The 19600-nt window shown below is 30.1% G+C and carries 18 protein-coding genes and 1 pseudogene; 13 read left to right on the forward strand and 6 right to left on the reverse strand.

The window, feature by feature from the left end:
• Nucleotide 1 precedes the first annotated feature (1 nt).
• A complete protein-coding gene (trxB, locus tag COL3_RS21720; protein ID WP_008421204.1) occupies nucleotides 2-1228 on the forward strand; it encodes a thioredoxin-disulfide reductase in 1227 nt (408 codons plus the stop codon).
• Between the two features lie 54 nt (nucleotides 1229-1282).
• Here the strand turns inward: trxB and COL3_RS21725 are convergent, their stop codons facing one another.
• On the reverse strand, nucleotides 1283-2947 hold the full coding sequence (locus COL3_RS21725) for a DHA2 family efflux MFS transporter permease subunit (protein ID WP_008421202.1): 1665 nt from the start codon (nucleotides 2945-2947) through the stop codon (nucleotides 1283-1285).
• Nucleotides 2948-3098: 151 nt separating this feature from the next.
• Here COL3_RS21725 and COL3_RS21730 point away from each other — a divergent pair, with 151 nt between their 5' ends.
• Complete coding sequence (locus COL3_RS21730; RefSeq protein WP_008421201.1) at nucleotides 3099-3752, forward strand: TetR/AcrR family transcriptional regulator; 654 nt, start codon at nucleotides 3099-3101, stop codon at nucleotides 3750-3752.
• Nucleotides 3753-4002: 250 nt separating this feature from the next.
• Here COL3_RS21730 and COL3_RS21735 read toward each other — a convergent pair whose 3' ends face one another.
• Nucleotides 4003-4467 (reverse strand): MarR family transcriptional regulator, encoded by a 465-nt coding sequence (locus COL3_RS21735; RefSeq protein ID WP_008421198.1) that lies wholly within the window; start codon nucleotides 4465-4467, stop codon nucleotides 4003-4005.
• Between the two features lie 185 nt (nucleotides 4468-4652).
• Here COL3_RS21735 and COL3_RS21740 point away from each other — a divergent pair, with 185 nt between their 5' ends.
• Nucleotides 4653-5528, forward strand: coding sequence for an SDR family NAD(P)-dependent oxidoreductase (locus COL3_RS21740; protein WP_008421196.1), 876 nt, complete (start codon nucleotides 4653-4655; stop codon nucleotides 5526-5528).
• A 99-nt stretch (nucleotides 5529-5627) separates the two neighbouring features.
• Here COL3_RS21740 and COL3_RS21745 read toward each other — a convergent pair.
• From COL3_RS21745 to COL3_RS21755, 3 genes and pseudogenes are all read right to left on the reverse strand, one after another.
• A pseudogene (locus COL3_RS21745) lies at nucleotides 5628-5900 on the reverse strand (nitroreductase family protein); the annotation flags it as partial.
• 30 nt (nucleotides 5901-5930) lie between these two features.
• Nucleotides 5931-7148, reverse strand: coding sequence for an MFS transporter (locus COL3_RS21750; RefSeq protein WP_008421194.1), 1218 nt, complete (start codon nucleotides 7146-7148; stop codon nucleotides 5931-5933).
• Nucleotides 7149-7271: 123 nt separating this feature from the next.
• Entirely contained in the window at nucleotides 7272-7907 is a 636-nt protein-coding gene (locus COL3_RS21755) for a flavodoxin family protein (protein ID WP_008421192.1), read from the reverse strand.
• 360 nt (nucleotides 7908-8267) lie between these two features.
• On the opposite strand from COL3_RS21755, the gene COL3_RS21760 reads away from it, so the two are divergent.
• Entirely contained in the window at nucleotides 8268-8846 is a 579-nt protein-coding gene (locus tag COL3_RS21760; RefSeq protein ID WP_008421190.1) for a TetR/AcrR family transcriptional regulator, read from the forward strand.
• Between the two features lie 102 nt (nucleotides 8847-8948).
• Here COL3_RS21760 and COL3_RS21765 read toward each other — a convergent pair whose 3' ends face one another.
• Nucleotides 8949-9902, reverse strand: coding sequence for a LysR family transcriptional regulator (locus COL3_RS21765; protein WP_008421189.1), 954 nt, complete (start codon nucleotides 9900-9902; stop codon nucleotides 8949-8951).
• Nucleotides 9903-10068: 166 nt separating this feature from the next.
• On the opposite strand from COL3_RS21765, the gene COL3_RS21770 reads away from it, so the two are divergent.
• The 9 genes from COL3_RS21770 to COL3_RS21810 all read left to right on the forward strand — a co-directional run bounded on the left by COL3_RS21770 (nucleotide 10069) and on the right by COL3_RS21810 (nucleotide 19146).
• Nucleotides 10069-10641: a flavodoxin family protein gene (locus COL3_RS21770; protein WP_008421187.1), complete on the forward strand. Its 573-nt coding sequence runs from the start codon at nucleotides 10069-10071 to the stop codon at nucleotides 10639-10641.
• 193 nt (nucleotides 10642-10834) lie between these two features.
• Nucleotides 10835-11788, forward strand: a complete 954-nt coding sequence (locus tag COL3_RS21775; RefSeq protein WP_008421185.1) for a tRNA-dihydrouridine synthase family protein — start codon at nucleotides 10835-10837, stop codon at nucleotides 11786-11788.
• A 307-nt stretch (nucleotides 11789-12095) separates the two neighbouring features.
• Nucleotides 12096-12296 carry a hypothetical protein gene (locus COL3_RS21780; RefSeq protein ID WP_008421184.1) on the forward strand — a complete coding sequence of 67 codons (201 nt, stop codon included), beginning with the start codon at nucleotides 12096-12098 and terminating at the stop codon, nucleotides 12294-12296.
• Between the two features lie 512 nt (nucleotides 12297-12808).
• Entirely contained in the window at nucleotides 12809-13993 is a 1185-nt protein-coding gene (locus COL3_RS21785) for a M20 family metallopeptidase (RefSeq protein WP_008421183.1), read from the forward strand.
• A 51-nt stretch (nucleotides 13994-14044) separates the two neighbouring features.
• On the forward strand, nucleotides 14045-15523 hold the full coding sequence (locus tag COL3_RS21790) for a nitrogenase component 1 (protein WP_008421182.1): 1479 nt from the start codon (nucleotides 14045-14047) through the stop codon (nucleotides 15521-15523).
• Nucleotides 15516-16847, forward strand: coding sequence for a nitrogenase component 1 (locus COL3_RS21795; protein WP_008421181.1), 1332 nt, complete (start codon nucleotides 15516-15518; stop codon nucleotides 16845-16847). Before COL3_RS21790 ends, COL3_RS21795 begins: the two co-directional genes overlap by 8 nt.
• A gap of 272 nt (nucleotides 16848-17119) precedes the next feature.
• Complete coding sequence (locus COL3_RS21800) at nucleotides 17120-17746, forward strand: DUF1062 domain-containing protein (protein ID WP_008421179.1); 627 nt, start codon at nucleotides 17120-17122, stop codon at nucleotides 17744-17746.
• 127 nt (nucleotides 17747-17873) lie between these two features.
• Nucleotides 17874-18635 (forward strand): GNAT family N-acetyltransferase, encoded by a 762-nt coding sequence (locus COL3_RS21805; RefSeq protein ID WP_008421177.1) that lies wholly within the window; start codon nucleotides 17874-17876, stop codon nucleotides 18633-18635.
• 238 nt (nucleotides 18636-18873) lie between these two features.
• Nucleotides 18874-19146, forward strand: coding sequence for a CD3324 family protein (locus tag COL3_RS21810; protein ID WP_008421174.1), 273 nt, complete (start codon nucleotides 18874-18876; stop codon nucleotides 19144-19146).
• Nucleotides 19147-19600 lie beyond the last annotated feature (454 nt).

Genomic DNA, 19600 nt, shown 5'->3' on the forward strand with positions numbered 1-19600 from the left:
TATGGTTGATATAACGAATTCCTATGATTTAATTATTATAGGCGGTGGACCAGCAGGTCTTTCGGCAGCAATTTATGGAGGAAGAGCTAAGCTTAAGACCCTAGTAATAAACAAAGGAATCATTGGCGGTTTAGTAAATACAACGAGAGAAATAGTGAATTATCCAGGCTATGATCAAATTAGTGGTCCAGAGCTTATGAATAATTTTAAGAAACATGCTGAAGGCTTTGGAGTTGAATTTTTAAGAGACGAAGTTGTAGAGGCTAAATTATCTGAAAATGAAAAAAAGATTGTAACAAAAAAAGGGAAGGAATTTTTGGCTAAGGCTGTTATTATAGCTTGCGGAAGTGAACCCAGATTACTAGATATTCCTGGAGAAAAAAGACTTCAAGGTGCGGGTGTTGCTTATTGTGCAACCTGTGATGCTGAGTTCTTTGAAGGGGAACATGTTGTAGTTGTAGGCAGTGGTGATCAGGCAATTGAAGAAGGAATGTATATTACTAAGTTTGCGAATAGGGTTACTGTCATAGTACTGCACGATGAAGGTATTCTTGATTGCAATAAGTTAAGCAGCGAAAGAGCTTTTAGTAATAAGAAGATGGAGTTTATCTGGAACTCAACAATTGAGGAAGTTCTAGGCACAGAGAATGTTGAGGGAGTAAAAATTAAGAATTTAAAGACTGGAAAAGTCGAAGAGATTAGCTGCCAGGGAGTGTTTTTCTTTATAGGTATGGTGCCATCTACGCATTTTCTCAAAAATAGTGATATTGGAATGGATTCAAGGGGGTATATTCCTGTAAATGACCAAATGGAAACGCAGATAGAAGGAGTTTATGCCGTTGGAGATAATAGAGTCAAATATTTAAGACAAGTAGTTTCGGCTGCTGGTGATGGAGCAACTGCAGCTGTAGCAGCTGAACGTTATATTGAAGAACTGAATAGTTTCAATGAAGATGTTTTGAAAAGTGAAAAAAAAGTATTGTTATTATTTAGTGATGCCTTAGTTAATAAGAGTTTAGAGTTTAGAACCTTATTAGAAGAGGCTAATAGAGAATTAAATGATACTTATAGGATTGTAGAAGTAGACACATCAAGAAAGAAAAATCTTGTAGAGAAATATGCGATAAAAAATGCTCCAGAAGTTGTTGTCTTGGAACAAGGGAAAGAAATTAATAAATTGGAATATACCTTGGATAGAGAGCAATTAAAAAGTCAATTAATTATGTAATAGAAGAGGCATATATGTTATGAAGTTTATGAGTGCATATATGCCAAATCCCTGTTATGCCAGTTCTGCTTTTATTGTACTTAATTTAGGTTCCTTCTTTTTGTTAAAAGGTACTGCTATAAGTCCAAAGATTGCAATAACAGCTGTGAGTAAGAAGCATTTATTATAAACCTTATTGCTTTCATCATTTTTTATTGTGATAGCTTCGTCTAAAACCTTATGAATTTCTTGTGTTTGAACTTTAAAGTTTTCAATAATAGTTGGCTTTGCATTATCCGGAACAGAAGCTAACACTGAGTCCTCTTTTTCTTCAATTAATTTATCAACCATTTCCTTTGAAAAAGAAGAGTTTTTACTGGTATCAGACGTCTTTATTTTATCGATTATTGTGGATTTAACTTGGTCTTCAAGGACTACATTGTTATTAACTATATTTATTATTCTGCTTTTTGAATTATCTATAGCTTGGGTAGTATACATGCTGCTTAGGGTTGAAACCAGGGCTATGGCTAAACATGCAGTCAATTGTCTAAAGCTATTTAATATTCCAGAAGCAATACCGTTTTTATCTTTTGATATTTCATCAAAAGCACTTTTATACAGTGGTGAAGTTGAAGCAACACCAAGGCCTACTATAATGAAGGCACTAAAAATTATCTGTATATTGTTAGAATCATTCATAAATACAAACATAAGATCACCTATAGATACAAAAACTATTGCTGAAAAAGAGATAATTCTAGCACCATATTTCTTGGATATAAGACCAAAAATCGGAGAGGTAAGGAATGAAACACAACTTACTATTCCTAGTATCATTCCAGATTTTAATACTGAATAACCCAATTGATTTTCTAGATAGAAATTCATTAAATATGAAATAGGCATATAAGCAAAGAATATTACTCCAATTATTGTTATTGAAGAAGTAAAGCTTCTTGTTTTAAATAATCTAAATTCTATCATAGGATTTTTTGATTTAAATTCATAAATTAAAAATGCAATAATTGAAATTCCAGAAGTTATAATCAGAGTAATAATTTTTGTACTTCCCCAGCCATAAGAACTTCCTTTAACAAGTAGAAAAGTTAACGCTCCAATACCATAAGCTAATAATATAGAACCAATAAAATCTATTTTCTTTTCAATTGTCCTATCATAGCATTCTCCTAAATGTCGTGAACCAAAAATTAAAGAAATAATAATAAAAGGTACATTCACATAGAATATAGCTTTAAAACCAAATGCTTCATTTAAAATTCCGCCAACAACAGGCCCAGAAGCTGCTGCTATAGAAATTGTCATACCAATTACGATAGCAAGCTTTGACATGGCATCTTTACCAAATAATTCGATGCCTAAGGGAATGGATAGTGGTGCAAGGATAGCAGCTCCAATACCTTGCATGATTCTAAAAGTAATAATCATAGAAAGTGAAGTAGAAAGTCCACAGAGTATAGATGAAGAACCAAATACTAAAAGACCAATTAAAAAAAGTTTCTTTCTTCCAAAAATATCTGCAATTTTTGAAAAGTTTATTAATAGAGCAGAAAATGGAATTAGGTAGGCTGTACTTACCCAAGATATTCCTGTTATATCTGTTTTGAAATAATCAGCCATGGATGGCAATGATACATTTACTATAGTTGAATCTAATACAGTCAAGAAACAAGCTATTGCTAATGAAATAAATGCTAATATTTTTTGTTTTTTATTCATAATATCCTCCAATATCTTTATTTTATAATATGAAATTAACTTCATATTCATATAATATGCTTGAAAAATTTAAAAGTCAATACATGAAATGAATTTCATATTTTATTGACTTTTATTTTTTTATCTCTTATTATTAAAATAGGTGATAAAAATGGAGAGAAAAACAAGGATACCAACACAAAAAAGAGCTTTAGAAAAATATGAGAAGATATTAGAAGCCGCTTATAAACTATTTAATGAAAAAGGATATTATAACACTACAACAGCAGACATCTCTAAAGAAGCAAATGTTGCCACTGGTTCAGTATATGCTTACTTTGAAGATAAGAAGGAAATTTATATTAAGGTAATTGAAAGACTTAATCAAAAATTTGATTATCCAACTCACACTTTTTGGTTAGAACATGTAGATAAACAACTAGATAATCTTGAGGTGGCAAAAGAAATATTTAAAGTATTTATAAAATTAATGTTAAAGCATCATGATTTTTCTAAAACTTTTCATGATGAAATGGAGGCATTAATGCTTTTAGATGAAGATATAGCTGCTGTTAGAAAGGAATATGATAAAAAAAGAAGGATCAAGGTAAAAGAAATTTTTAAGGCTTTATCTTTACCTTTTAATAATGAAGAGGAAGAAAAAATATTTTATCATTATACATTTTTTTTAATTGATGAGCTGTGTCATAAGATTAAATTTAACAATGAATTTAAAGATATAGATTTATGTATTGAAAAATGCGTTAATATGTTAAATTGTTTATTTAGAGATTGCACAAATTATAATAGTACAATTAATGAATAAACTAATCAAAACTTAAGCATGTGAAAAGTTATGCTTGCTATTGATAATAAAACCCTTGACAGAATTGTTGAGGGCCTTTTGTTTTGCAATAAAAATTCAAGTTAATTAATCAAGAAACAGTATAATTCGTTAAGTATTATAGGCAACGTAAAAAATTTAATCGGATAAAAAGCGTTAAATGTAGCATCTATAAAAACAGATTTCCTTCAATTAACGTTTTTATTTTATGAAATTAATATAGAAATGAATGTTATTTATTATTACAATCATTATAATCTTTTAGTAAATCAATGAAATTTTTAAGTTTAGAATCATCCCAATTTGAAATTCGATTATAGAAAGCAGATTCCTTTTCTTTCAAAGCATGTATAGTTTGCTGTTGTCCAAGCTCGGTTAAAGATAATAATACACCTCGACGATCATTAGGAGATTGTTCACTTTTTACATAACCTAAGTTCTTAAGTTGGTTAACAAGACGGCTGACAGAGCTACGATCCATAGCAGTTGAGTCTGCTAAAATTGTAGCGCTAGTTGGTCCAAAGGAAAAGAGCCAACGGACAAGAAGAAAAGCAGCAGGCTGTAATTTGGAGTCGAAAAGTTCAGCAGTTCTAACATTAAGTGCATGAGAGGCACTAATAAGAGCATTTAGCTGTTCCCCGAGTTCAAGTTCTAATTTGGTCCTATGAGTTTTTATATTTTGAGTACAATTTTTCATAATTCACCTCGATTTTAATATTAATATATTTTAATGCGAAATATATTTGACATATATCAAATAAAAATATATACTTGACATATGTCAAGTATATATTTAGGATTAATACATGTCAACTAAAATAGAAATATTAAAGTATAGATGCAGAATGCAAAAGTATAATAGCTGCACTAAGGAGGAGAGTTATGAATACTAATCCAATTATTGTGATTACTGGCGCAACTAATGGACTTGGTCAACTAGCTGCTATTGAACTAGCAAGGCAAGGTGCACATCTTGTATTGATAGCTAGAAATAAAAATAAGGCTGAAATAACTAAAAAGATCTTAAATGATATTGCACCAAAAGTTAAAGTTGACTTTTTCTTCGGAGATTTATCGTTGATGTCAGAAGTAAAAAGAGTAGGGGAAGAAATTAAAGCTGCATATCCAAAGATTGATATATTAATAAACAATGCTGGCTTGCATGCTTTTGAACAGAGAGTAACTTCAGAAGGTTTCTCAGAAATGATAGCTGTGAACTATTTAGCGCCATGGCTATTAACTAATATACTTAAGCAATCATTAATAAACTCAGAAAATGCCCGTATAGTAAATGTAGCGTCAGAAGCATCACACAATCATGGTGAAATTAAGCTCCCGGATGACTTAACAAATACATTTTCCTTTACATCTAAAGGTTCATCTCAACTTTATGGAAAAACAAAACTACTTAATATTATGTTCACAGGAGAAATGGCACGTAAGCTTTCAAATACAAGAGTTACTGTTAATGCACTTAATCCAGGTTTTAATGTTACAGGCTTAGGGCGCGAGCTTTGGTTTGCATCTGCACTCGAACGTATATTAAAGTTTCTGCATATTGGTGACCCACGTAAAGGGGCAGATATTATTGTTCGTTTAGCTATTAATAAAGAATATGATGGTGTGACAGGCGGATATTTCAACGTCAGAAGTGGTAAGTCAATTATTCCTGTTCATCCAGGAGGAGACAGCAATATGCAAAATATACTCTGGAATGAAACTAAAAAGTTATTACAGGAAAATGGCTTTATAGAATAATATTGATAAAAAGATGTATAAGAATTAGACCAATTAGACTTAAGCATTTATCTGATTTTAGTTGGATATATGCTTAAGTCTAGATTATACCGTGTCTATCTATATTTCAGGCTTATAAAAAGAATATTCTAATGGATTTCTATCAACTAACTTTGAGTAATTGTATTTTGGATATCCCACCATAACAGCTCCTGTTATTTTTTTACCTTTAGGAATATTGAATAATTCAAGCATTGGTGAATTGTCTTCTAGAGCAATTTTTTCAAAGACTCCAGCCCAGCAAGAACCTAAACCAATAGATGGAGCATATAATTCAAGATATGCCAGTGAAAAAATCGTATTCTCTCTTCCCCTTGTAAAGTCTTCATTTGCTAATAAAACTTAAATTTGCAAAATATAATTCTATGCTTTCTTCCAAGGCTTGTGTAGGATAAGAGCTATGATTTGAGTTGCCATGCCAAAGCCACAAACTCCATACCATCCAAAGTGAGAATAGCTATAAGAACCTAAAAATGAACCTAATGCTCCACCAAGGAAAAAGCTGACCATGTAGATAGTAGTAAGTCTATTGCGTGTTTTCTCATTTAATGCTTGCACTATTGCTTGATTTGAAACGTTACAAGATTGTACTCCTAAATCAAGAAGAATAACTCCTAGAATAAGTCCCCACATTTTAAAGCCAAACAAGAAGAAGAATAAATAAGCAACTATAACTATAATTATGCATATACCTATTGCAAATCTAGGGCCTTTCTTATCAGCAAGTTTACCAACGACTGGAGCTGCCAAAGCACCGCTGATTCCAACTAGACCTAATAGTCCTGCTGTTTCAGAACCCATATTGTAATTAGAGCTTTCTAGCAAGAATATAAGGGATGTCCAAAAAGCGCTAAAAGCTGAAAACATAAGGGCACCATTAAGAGAAGCTTTTCTTAAAATAGGTTCACTTTTTATTAGGTATATCATTGAGTTTAATAATTCAGTATACTTGAGATCAGAGACTGGTTTACATAAAGGAATTAATTTTCTTAAAATGAGCATAAGGAAAAGCATTAAAATTGATGCTATAAGATAAACTGTTCTCCAGCCAAAGTAGCTTCCTAAGATACCACTGACTGTACGAGAAAGTAATATTCCAACTAACAAACCACTCATAATTATACCAATAGTTTGTCCTCTTTGCTGTGGATTTGATAATTGTGCTGCTAGAGGAATAATAAGTTGAGGAATAATAGAAGTAAATCCCACTGCAAAAGAAGAAATTGTTAGAATATATATATTTTGAGCGAAAAACATACTCATAAGTGATATTATTGAACATAAAAGCATTATTATTATTAAGCGTCTCTTTTCTTTTATATCTCCTAAAGGTAATATAAATATCATTCCAATTGCATAACCTATTTGAGTCAGCATAGCTGCAAAGCCTATACTTAATTGATCAACTTGAAAAGTTTTTGCTATATCAGCTAGGAGGGGCTGGATATAATACAAATTTGCTACAGTAAGCCCACAAGCTATAGACATAACTAAAATTAATAAATTTGTTAATATGGGTTTTGCTCCAAGATTATTTATTGATGAATTTGCTTTTATAGTAACATTATTTGATTGATACATCTTTAGATCACTTCCTTAAATTATAATAATATATTTAATTGAATAAATGTTTGAAATTATAAGAGATAAAATCTAGCACAACAAGTAGTAAAAATTATCTAAGTTGATAAGAAAAACAATAATTTATTTTATAAAATTGGTGAAAATCTTTTCTTCTCTTTCAGGTTTTTCAATAATTCCTTGCCCATTTTCAATAAGTTTTATAAGCCATGCCATATTTTTTCCTAATATTTTCATTATTTGTTTTCCTTCTTCGTCCTGCATCACCTCACCTGCTAATCTTCCATTAATAACATTCCAATAGTTTGAAGTAGGGATAATCATTTCAGAATGATTAATGTAATTATTCAACTGATCGAAGGTTGGAATTCCACCTGCACGTCTTACTGCTACTACTGCAGCTCCGACTTTAAGTCTTAACATACTATCAGTGGCTTCAGCTACACGAAAAGCTCTATCTAAAAATGACTTCATTGTTCCAGCAATTGCTGAATAGTGTACTGGTGAGCCTAAGATAATTCCGTCGGCATCTTTCATTTTTTCAATCCACTCGTTAACTGGATCAGTAGCAATGGCACATTTACCATTTTTATTTTTTGTACAATATCCACAAGCGATACATCCTCTTATAGATTTATTTCCTACGTGAATTATTTCTGTTTCTATTCCTTCCTTTTCTAACTCATCAATAACTAATTTTATTCCATGATAAGTGTTACCTTCTTTATTTGGGCTTCCGTTAAATGCTACAACTTTCATTTATTTTTCCTCCTCATATACATAAATTTAATAAGATTTACAAACTTTATTATTTAACAGGTGTTGATGTGACTAATGATAGTTTTTATTCAAATTAGGCATCAAATCAAATTATCTTACTAAATAATAAAGTGCATTTTTAAAACTGAACGTTTAGTTTATAAATATATAATATACTAAACGTTCAGTTTTGTAAATAGTTTTTTAAAATTTATTTGATTCGAATTTAAGAACTTTTAAAATAAATCACTAATTAGTAATCATAAACAATGAACATTGATAATTGAAATATATATAGTATAATGGACGTATAGTTTATTAATTATATTAATGAAATTAATTATAGTGGAGGTAATTAGAATGGAGAAAAAATTAGGGCGTCCTCGTAGCGAAAAAACTAAGAATGCAATTCTTTCTGCTGCTTACGATTTATTGCTTGAGAATGGTTTCGGAGCTGTTACCATTGAAAAGATTGCTGATAGGGCTGGAGTTAGCAAAGCTACTATTTACAAGTGGTGGCCGAACAAGGCAGCTGTAGTTATGGATGCTTTTTTTGATGCTGCAGTTGTTAGACTTCAAGTACCTGATACAGGGTCAGTTATAGAAGATATGATAATTCAAGTAAATAATTTATCAAAATTTTTAATTAGTCGGGAAGGGAAGGTAATTAATGAGATAATTGCCGAAGGCCAATCTGATCAAAAATTAGCTGAAACCTATCGAGCAATATATTTTAAGCCTCGTAGACTTGATTCTCGATATATTTTAGAGCGTGGGATTTTAAGAGGAGAACTAAAGGAAGATTTAGATATAGAATTAGTTATGGACTTGATTTTTGGACCCTTATTTTATAGATTGTTGATTACAGGAGATGAGGTTAATGAAACTTTCATAAAAGAACTTATAAAGTATGTGTTTGAAGGTATAAAATTAAAATAGGATATTACATATATTTAGATTTATGATAAGAAAAGAAGTTGTACGATTTTTAGTGATAACAGTTTTTCGGCTGCTATTAAATTTTAAGGAAATTATATTAATTTAGCAGATAGAGTTGAAAGAAAATAAAACGATATTCATATAAGCTATAAAAGGACTTATTAAGATTAGATAAGTCCTTAACCACAAATAAAGAAAATCTAAATTATTATAAAAGCATTGGTAAAAAAATGAACCTTCTTCTTTTTTTATTATTGCTGAAATTACTCTGTGGATCGGAAATTTTTTGATTTCGCGTATTACTATTAATGGGTTATTTATACTTCGAACAGCCATTTCAGGCAAGATTGTTATACCTAAATCTTTTTCAACATATTTAATAACTGATTCAGTGTCTTCAAGTTCCAATATAATATTAGGCATAAGATTCATAAGACTACAATGCTCCCTAATCTTTGCTCTTATTGGACAAGGGTCCTTGTATAAAATTAACTTTTCCTTCATTATTGTAAAAAAATCAATTTCATCAATCTTATCTAAATTATTCCCACGACTCATTACTACGAAAAATGGTTCAACTATTAATGGAATAGTGATATAGTTAGTCTTTTCTATAGCATCAGACACAAAAATTATGTTGAACAAATTATCATCTAAACCAGTAATTAATTTACTATTTGTATCCATGGCTTCAATAGATACTTCGTGATTCATATTTTTAAACTTATCAACATATTTGGGCAAAAAATATGTTATTAAATTTGGAAGTGCACCAATTCTGATAGTATTCTCATTGTTAAATCCTTCAATTTTATTTATAGTTTCATTAATCATAGAGATAATTACTTTTGAGCGCTCATAGAAATATCTGCCTGAAGGAGTTAATTTTATTCCATTAGGAGTTCTTGTTAATAATGTACTTTGCATGGATTTTTCTAAAATTCCTAGTTGTTTAGTAAGTGCGGGTTGAGATATAAATAGATGCTGCGCAGCTTTATTTAGACTGCCTTGTTCAACTATATCTATAAAGTATTTCATTTGATCAACGCTAATCATACTTGCCTCCTGTTATAACTTTTAGTTATATACTTATGTGGTATTGGTATTATAAAAATTTATAAATATAAAATATAATAAGACTATGTTGTACAACATGTTAAATAGATTTTAACATAAAATATGATAATTTAAAACAATAATAAAAAGTAGGAGTGATATATAAATGAAAGTTATAGCTATTAATGGGAGTGCAAGAAAAAATGGAAATACTTCTATGATTATAGAAGCAATATTTAGTGAATTAAAAAAATGTGGAATAGAAACGGAATTAATTGACTTAGCTAATGAAAAAATAAGTGGATGTACAGGCTGTGGAGCTTGCTTTAAAAACAAAGATAATAAATGTGTTTTTAAGAATGATATTGTAAATGAATGTATAGAAAAGATGATTGAAGCTGATGGAATTATTTTAGGTTCACCAGTGTATTTTGCAGATGTTACAGCAAATATGAAAGCTTTGTTAGAAAGGATTGGTATGGTATCTAGCGCTAATGGTGCTATTTTAAGCAAAAAAGTAGGTGCTTCGGTAGTAGCAGTTCGTAGAGGTGCTGCAACACGTGCCTTTGATACTATGAACTATTTCTTACACTATATGCAAATGTATCTAGTTGGAGGAACTTATTGGAATATGGTTTATGGAAAAGAAGTTGGTGAAGTGCTTAATGATATTGAAGGTATGAAGAACATGGAATCAATTGGTAAGAATATGGCCTGGCTTTTAAATAAAATTAATTAAATGTTTAGTGCTATTAGTAAACAAATAACGAAATAGGTTATGAAAATAATTTGATAATTGTAAGTAACAAAGTGAAAGCAAGTATAGATTCAGTTTTGAGTGAAATTGTCTAAAAAATAATTACATGGCTATACAAAAATATATTTGTTAGATAAAATAGATGTGAATTACTTATAATGAGGAGTTTTATTATATGAAGTACTATTTTGCACCTTTGGAAGGTGTTACTGGATATATCTATAGAAATGCATATGAAAAATTTTTTGGACAAATTGATAAATACTTTACTCCATTTATTTCACCAACTAAAAATAAGAGTTTTACGTCGAGAGAATTAAATGATGTAATACCTGAGCACAATCAGGGAATGCCTGTAATACCTCAAATACTTACAAATAATTCAGAGTATTTCATTGGTACAGCTAGGGAGCTTATAGATTTTGGTTATGATGAGATTAATTTGAATTTAGGATGTCCAGCTGGTACAGTTGTAGCAAAATATAAAGGTTCAGGATTTCTTGCTCAAAGAAAGCTCCTAGATGAATTTTTAGAGGATATATTTTCAAAGGTACCAGCAAAGATTTCAATAAAGACAAGAATAGGAAAAGACTCACCAGATGAATTTTATGAGTTAATGACGATCTTTAATAAATATCCTTTGGAGGAGCTTATTATTCATCCAAGGATACAAACTGATTTTTACAAGAATAAACCTAATATGGAGGTATTTAAAGATGCGTTAGCATTAAGTAAAAATCCTGTTTGTTATAATGGAGACATTTTTAATACCAAGGATTACAGAAAATTAGCTGAGAACTATCCAAGTTTAAATGCAGTAATGTTAGGTAGAGGACTAATTGCAAATCCAGCATTAATTTTAGAAATTAACGATAATCATAAAATAAATAAGCAGGAAATGAAGGCATTTCATGATGAAATCTATAAAGCCTATCAGGAAGTGCTTTCTGGAGATAAAAATGTGTTATATAAAATGAAAGAATTGTGGTTTTATATGATACGAATGTTTGCAGATAGTGATAAATATGCTAAAAAAATAAAGAAGACAGATAGGTTACGTGATTATGAGGCAATTGTAACAATGTTATTCAATGAACTTGATATAGAAAAAATATTTTGTGGATTTTAATGGTTTTATATACCAATTGTTTATTTGATTAACATATTATAGAGGTAAGGAAAAGATATAAGGATTGAGGTGAATCTTTATATCTTTTTATAATTATTTAACATAATTATACCCATATTTTTAAAGTCCCAAAATCTTAGTAGCTTAAAAAAGCCCCTAAAATAGGGGCATATAATTGAAAGGAGACTAATAACTTAAGGTACATTATTATTATATGAGAGTATTTCTTAATTAGTACACAATATTCAGATAAATGCATAAAATAACAGTGAATAGAAACGTTATCATCCAAGGAGGGTGCGTTCATATGATTAAAGAATTTGAAGGGAAAACTGTAAGAGTAGTTTATGTAGATGCTGTAGATGAAAGTAGAGCAATTCAAGTTGGTGATATTGGGGAAATAGACAGATATGAAAATGGATTAACATGTATATTATTTAAAACAGGATTTGCAAGAGGTAGTATATATTGTTTAGATGAAGCCCAACTAAAAGAGATGGAATGTTGATATTTATGACAATGTAAAACATTAAGTAAAGTGCTATCATTCTCCTAAAACTATATTTCATTTAAGAAATTTTTAATGCAAAGGAGAGCGATAGCACGATCCATGACTTTTCTCATTGCTTAGTCAATAAATTAAAAAACTTTGACGGAGATTATTATCATATAAAAAGCATTCGTTTATTGTTATTACATAATGCAATTTCAATCATATTATTAAGAATTAGCATAATATAAAAAAGAAAAAATATGATTTTTATGTATTTATGTTAGCTTGACAATGTATAATTATGGCATTATAATAAATAAAAATACTATAAAACATATCGAATTACAATGATATAGTTTTTCTTTTCAATTATTGAATACTAAAATAAAAGAAGAGAAAGTGAAATGTTGACCAGAAATACTGGAGGCCAGTACATCTTAGAAAATAGATGTATATGGCCTATTTTTTTTCACCTTTTAATCTATAAGTAGTCAAGTTGAAAAGGTAGTAAGTAAGGGGGAGTATATATGTATCAAAGATTAAAGGAATTATCAAAAGATGTATATCCAAAGCTTGTAGAAATTAGAAGAGAGCTTCATAAGTATCCTGAATTATCAAATGTTGAATATCACGCCTCAGAAGTAATAAAAAAATTTTTGCAGGAAAATGACATTGAATTTTCTAATCTTGGAGATAGTACTGGAGTTGTAGCAATAATACGTGGAGAGAAAGAAGGAAAAACATTAGGAATAAGAGCTGATATAGATGCCTTGCCCATAGAAGAAGAAACGGAACTTGAGTTTAAATCAGCTATAAAAAATGTAATGCATGCTTGCGGACATGACCTTCATGTTGCAACTGTACTTGGAGCAGCTTATGTGCTCAAACATTTTAGGGAACAGATAATTGGTAATGTAAAATTTGTTTTTCAGCCTGCTGAAGAATGTGGACCGGGTGGGTATAACACGATATATAAATGGGGAGCATTAGAAAACCCTAAAGTCGATGCTTTTGTTGGAGTTCATGTATTTCATGATGTACCTGTGGGGCAAATTAGTTTAAAAAGCGGGGTAATTGCATCAGCTGCAGGAGGGTTTGAAATAAGAATAAAAGGAAAAGGCGGCCATGGGTCAGCTCCATATCAGACTATTGACCCTGTTTTAATAGGGTGCAGGGTTGTAGAAGCACTTCAATCAATCATAAGTAGAGAAGTAGATTCATTGATCCCATCAGTATTATCAGTTACTACTTTCCATGCAGGGCGGAAATCAAATATTATACCAGAAGAAGCAATAATAACTGGTACAATTCGTTCTGCTTGTTCAGAACAAGTAGAAAATATTTTTAATCGTATAAAAAGAACGGCTACAGGCATAGCTAGTGCATCAGATGCTGAAGCTCATGTAGAAGGTGGATTGGGGATTTTTGCTGTAGTTAATGATAAAGAAATTACTGAGAAATTTGCAAGTTCAGCTACAAATATTTTAGGTAATGAAAATGTAATATGGACAGATAGATATTCCTTGGGGTCTGATGACTTTGCATATTATGCAAAAGAAGTTCCGTCCATATATTTTAAATTAGGAGTAAGAAATGAGAGTATTGGTGCTGTTTATCCTAATCATAATCCTAAGTTTACTGCAGACGAAAATAGCTTAGAAGTTGGGACAAACGTTATTTCAGCATTTGCCTTAGACTTTTTAAAAAACTAATTTTATTAGAGTGATAAATACGTTAAAAATATTTTGCATGGAGGTAGTAAAATGGCAATTACAATTAATTTAATAAATCCAGAAGTAGAGATACGCGAAAATAGGTTGAAATCATTGCTTTCATATAATGGAAGTGCTAGCGATTTAAATGAAAAATCTAACACAGGTGTTTTAAAATGCAAAGAAGGCTCTTTTAATCAATGCGGAGATTGTTCTGCTCAAAGAGCTTTTAATCAAGTAGCACAAATTAAAGATGTTGCAGTTGTTAGTCATGGTCCTATAGGTTGTGCAGGGGATTTTGCAAATTTTAATACAGAAAATAGAGGCAGGTTAGAGTCTAGAGGGCTTAAAGCTACTAACATTCAAGCGTTAACTACAAACCTGTTAGAAAAAGATACAGTATATGGCGGTATTGAAAAGTTAAAAGCAACACTCGATGAGGCCTATAGAAGATTTAATCCTAAAGTAATATTTGTAACTACATCTTGTGCATCAGGAATTATTGGAGATGATGTAGAAAGTGCACTTAATGATAAAGAAAAGGAATTGGGAATCCCTGTTATCGGAGTATATTGTGAAGGTTTTAAATCGAAAATATGGACAACAGGCTTTGATGCCTCATTTCATTCAGTATTAAGAAAAATTGTGAAACCTCCTAAAAAGAAGCAAGATGACCTAATTAACGTTTTTAATTTTGCAGGTACAGATGTTTTTACTTCACTTTTTGCTAAAATAGGTTTAAGGCCTAATTATGTAATTCAATTGTCTACTGTTGAACAATTGGAGAAATTATCAGAAGCTGTAGCTAGCACACATGTTTGCCAAACATTAGGTACATATCCTGGAAAGATATTAGAGCAAGAGTATGGAGTACCCGAAGTTAAAGCACCTACACCTTTTGGCATACAATGGACTGATGTATGGCTTAGAGAAATTGGAAGGATAACTAATAGGGAAGAAGCCGTGGAAGAATTAATTATTACTGAAAGGGAGAGAATAAAACCTCAATTGGAGGAATTAAGAAAAAATCTTAAAGGTAAAAAAATATATGTTCTTGCGGGAGCTTCTTACGTCCATAATATGATATCAATAACAAATGATTTGGGACTGGAAGTTATCGGTGCAACAAGCTTCCATCATGACCAGCACTTTGATAATAATGATAAAAGACTTAACAGTTTAAATAATGTAATAGAAACTCATGGAGATATAAAGCATTATAATGTATGCAATAAGCAGCCACATCAAATTATAAATATATTAAGATATTTAAAACCCGATCTTTTGATTGTTAGACATGGGAATATAGCAGGATTAGGGACAAAACTTGGAATTCCAACTGTTATGACTGGAGATGCAAATATAGGTGTTGGCTATGATGGGGTTTTAGAAACAGGAGAAAGACTTCTTCAAGCAATACAAACAAAGAATTTAATACGAAATATTTCAAAACATGCTAAATTTCCATATACAAAATGGTGGTATGAGCAAAGTCCATTCTATTTTCAAGGAGGTATAGTAAATGAGTAATATAGTTGAACAACCGAGATATGTGTGTGCTCTAGGTGCTCAACAAACAGTGTTGGCAATAAAAAATGCAATACCAATTACCCATGCAGGTCCAGGATGCAGTTCAAAAATGTTTCAAGCTTTATGTACTCATTCTGGTTATCAAGGCCAAGGATATGCTGGTGGCAGTGCTATACCATCAACAAATTCTTCAGAAAAAGAAGTGGTTTTTGGTGGGGAAGGAAAGCTTAAAGATACAATAGATGGAACTTTGAAGGTTATGAAGGGTGATTTCTTTGTAGTTTTAACAGGCTGCACAGCAGATATTGTTGGAGATGATGTTGACCAAGTAGTCTCAGAATATAGAAAAAGGGGAATTCCAGTTGCAAATGCAGCTACAGGCGGATTTAGTGGAAGTAACTATAAAGGGCATGAACTGGTTATAAGAGCAATAGTCGATCAGTTAATCGGCGATGTGGAACCAAAAGTAAAAAAGGGTTTAGTAAATGTTTTTTCTGTTTTACCATATCAAGACACTTATTGGAGAGGGGACTTAGAAGCAATAAAAGCTTTGTTAGAGAAAATAGGTTTTGAAGTAAACATTTTATTTGGAAATTCCTCAAAAGGAATAGAAGAATGGAAAGAAGTACCTAATGCAGAATTTAATTTGGTTTTATCACCATGGGCCGGATTAGATACGGCAAAATACCTTGAAAAGAAATATGGGACCCCATATTTGCATTATCCAACACTTCCAATAGGTGCTGTTGAGACTAGTAACTTTTTACGAACTGTGGGGGCTTTTGGAAAAATAGAAAAACAAAAAGTTGATGATGTTATAAAACAAGAAGAAGAGAGATTTTATGATTATCTTCAAAGTACAGTGGATTTTTTGACTGAGAATAGAAGCACTCTTCCTAATAAGTTTTATACAATTGCTGATTCTACTTACTCTTTGGGAATTACTAAGTTCCTAGTAAATGAATTAGGCCTTACTCCAAAAGTTCAATATGTGGTAGAAGAACCTAGTCAAAGGCATCTAGAGTTAATAGAGAAGGAATTTAAAAATACATCGGAAGATTTAGAAGTAAAAGTACTATTTGAGAATGATGGTGGAAAAATTCATAAGGATATATTAGATAAATATCATAAACCAAAAGAAATCTTAATATTGGGAAGCTCTTGGGAGAAAAACTTAGTAGATGAAATAAAAGGCGTTTTACTTTATGTAAGTTTGCCTATAAATCATAAAATAGTTGTTAATAAAACGTATGTGGGCTACGATGGGGGATTAAATCTTACTGAAGATATTTATTCTAAGGTAATTGAGAGAAACACGAGGTAGTATATTTCAATTTTTTTATTATAGTAATTTAGTAGTATCATTATGATGCTGCAAGTATTAATTCTATAAATGATATTTCCTCATTTTTATTTATGAAATAAAAATGAGGTTTTTTATCTTATGCAACGTTGTTAAAATTAATATAAGATTGGAGGTAATTTTTATGACTAGAGATTTTTTAAATGCATAGCAGAGGCTATTGCATTATTATAAAAATATAATGAAATAGCTTTTGCAAATCCAATAAAAACTTAAAATTTTGGAGGAGCAAAATGAGCTATTTAAAAAAATATCAATGGGAAATATCACCTGATAAATTACCTGTAGTTAGAAGGAATTGTCCCAAATGCAATCAAAAAACAAATTATATAAATACTGAGAAGTTTAGGGTAAACGCCAACAAAAATAGTATTGATGTTTGGTTGATTCATCAGTGTGAAAAATGTAAATCAACTTGGAATATGACAATATATGAGAGAATTAACCCTGTGGATATTAATAATCAAGAATACGGAAAATTTTTAACTAATGATAAAGAATTAGTGAAAAAATATGCTTTTGACTTAAGAATATATAATAAAAATAAGGCAGAAGTTATTTTAGAGGATGTAAATTATGAAGTGAATCAAAAGGAATTAGAAGCTTTTTATATCAATAAAAATGAACTTGTTATCGAAATTATTTGTAGGTATCCAATAGAATTGAGAGTAGATACTCTTTTAAGCAATAAGCTTAGAATTTCAAGAAGCAAAATAAAAAAATTGCATGAAAGAGGGATTATTTTTATTAATGATGAAAATAATTCGTTAAATAAAAGAGTAAGAAATAAAATGGAAATACATGTTTTAAATATCGTAGAAAATATAGAAATTATAGAATCTATTGTACAAGTTGTTTAATTAATATTGATTATATTTTACAGGTATAGTATTTCTATGCCTGTTTCCTTTTGTTAATGTACACATTAATAGTAAGTTAACATTGTAGATTACTTACACTAATAAAATTGAGAAGGAGAAATAGGGTATGGTTAAATTTGAAATATGTGAATTTGAAAAGGTTAAGGAACGTATATGCAAATATTATTATGAAAATGATATTTTAATAGATTCGTTTTTTGAAGATCATATTATTGAGTCTAATTTTTACAATATAATATTTAAGGAAGAAATAATAGGTTATTGTGCTATTTACAATAAAAGCTTAATAACCTCATTTAATTTAGATCAGCAATATAGCCATTTAGCACAAGAACTTTTTATGAAGGCAAAATACCTTGAGGAAGTATCAGAGGCTTTTGTTCCAACTGGTGATGAGTTTTTGTTAAGTCTTTGTTTGGATAATTTTAGCAGAATAGAAAAGCAAGCATATTTTACTAGAGATTTAGATATAAACCATGGTAATCAAACGGGTGTAAATTTGAGAATGGCAACATCTTCAGATAGGGAAATTGTAGAAAAGTATAGTGAGGATTTTTTCGGAGATATAGATAAATATATAAGTAAAGAATGTATTTATATTGCAGAAAAAGATAATGAATTAGTAGGTTTTGGTGTAATTGAGAAAGGTATAATAAGAAGTGATTTGCAGAGTATTGGTATGTTTGTTAGAAGAGAATTTAGAAGACTTGGAATTGGAACGAATATACTAAAGGAACTAAAAAAAATTGTGAAATCCAGAAAGAAAAAAGCAATATCTGGTTGTTGGTACTATAATCATAATTCTCTGAAAACTCAATTAAAATCGGGAAGCTATTGTGAAACTAGATTGCTTAGAGTGAAGTTTTAAATTGTAAATATTATCCATCATATAAAAGGCAGATATGGTAAGTTTTATAAAATACATGTATAATATAGATATAAGCTAATGGCTATAAATGCAATACACATATTTAAGAGGGAGCGTGATTTTTTGAGTAGGCCTGTTATTTATGCATAGCAGAGGCTATTGCATAACAATTAATAAATAATTATGAAATAGCCTTTGCTCAAACCTAAAATATTATTTATATTTTGGAGGAGCATATATGAGCTATGCAAGTGCTAGGGATATTTTCCCTGAGGATATATTAGAAATAATTCAACAATATATTGATGGTGAATATATTTATATACCTAAGAAAGAAGAAAATAGAAGGACGTGGGGGGAATTAACCCAAAGTAAGTTGGAACTTCAAGTTAGAAATAAAAGAATATATGAAGGTTATTTATCTGGATTATCTATAAAAAGTCTTTCTGAAATATATTACTTGTCACCTAAAAGTATACAAAGGATTATTTATAAAAAAAAGAATGAATAATAATAGAAAATGTGCTGGCTAATTAACATTTAGCAGCACATTTTATTATACTTATATTTATTTTAAGATAATAAAAACATATAGGAGGAACTATTATGATAAATGAACATCTTTTGCGGCTACAGAATTATTTGGAGAAAGCCTATCAAAAACCAATACTTGAAAAATTTCTTGATTATATAAAACATAAAAAGTCCTAATTTCTAAGTTGGAATTTTAAGAAATTAGGGCTTTATATTTATTTTTTATGATCTGATAAAGTTTTCAGAAGGTTGACTAGTCAACATTAAATTAATATAATATTTTTGACAAGTCAATTAAAATTACACTTAGATTTACATCATGTTTTTAAGGATATAAATTAAACTAAATTCACATGGGACTAGAACTTATTTGGATTAGGCACAATCAAAAAATAACAAGTCCATTTGCCAGCCTATTTTCCATCATGCTG

The sequence above is a fragment of the Clostridium sp. LS genome, from assembly GCF_002760435.1.
Classification (GTDB): domain Bacteria; phylum Bacillota; class Clostridia; order Clostridiales; family Clostridiaceae; genus Clostridium.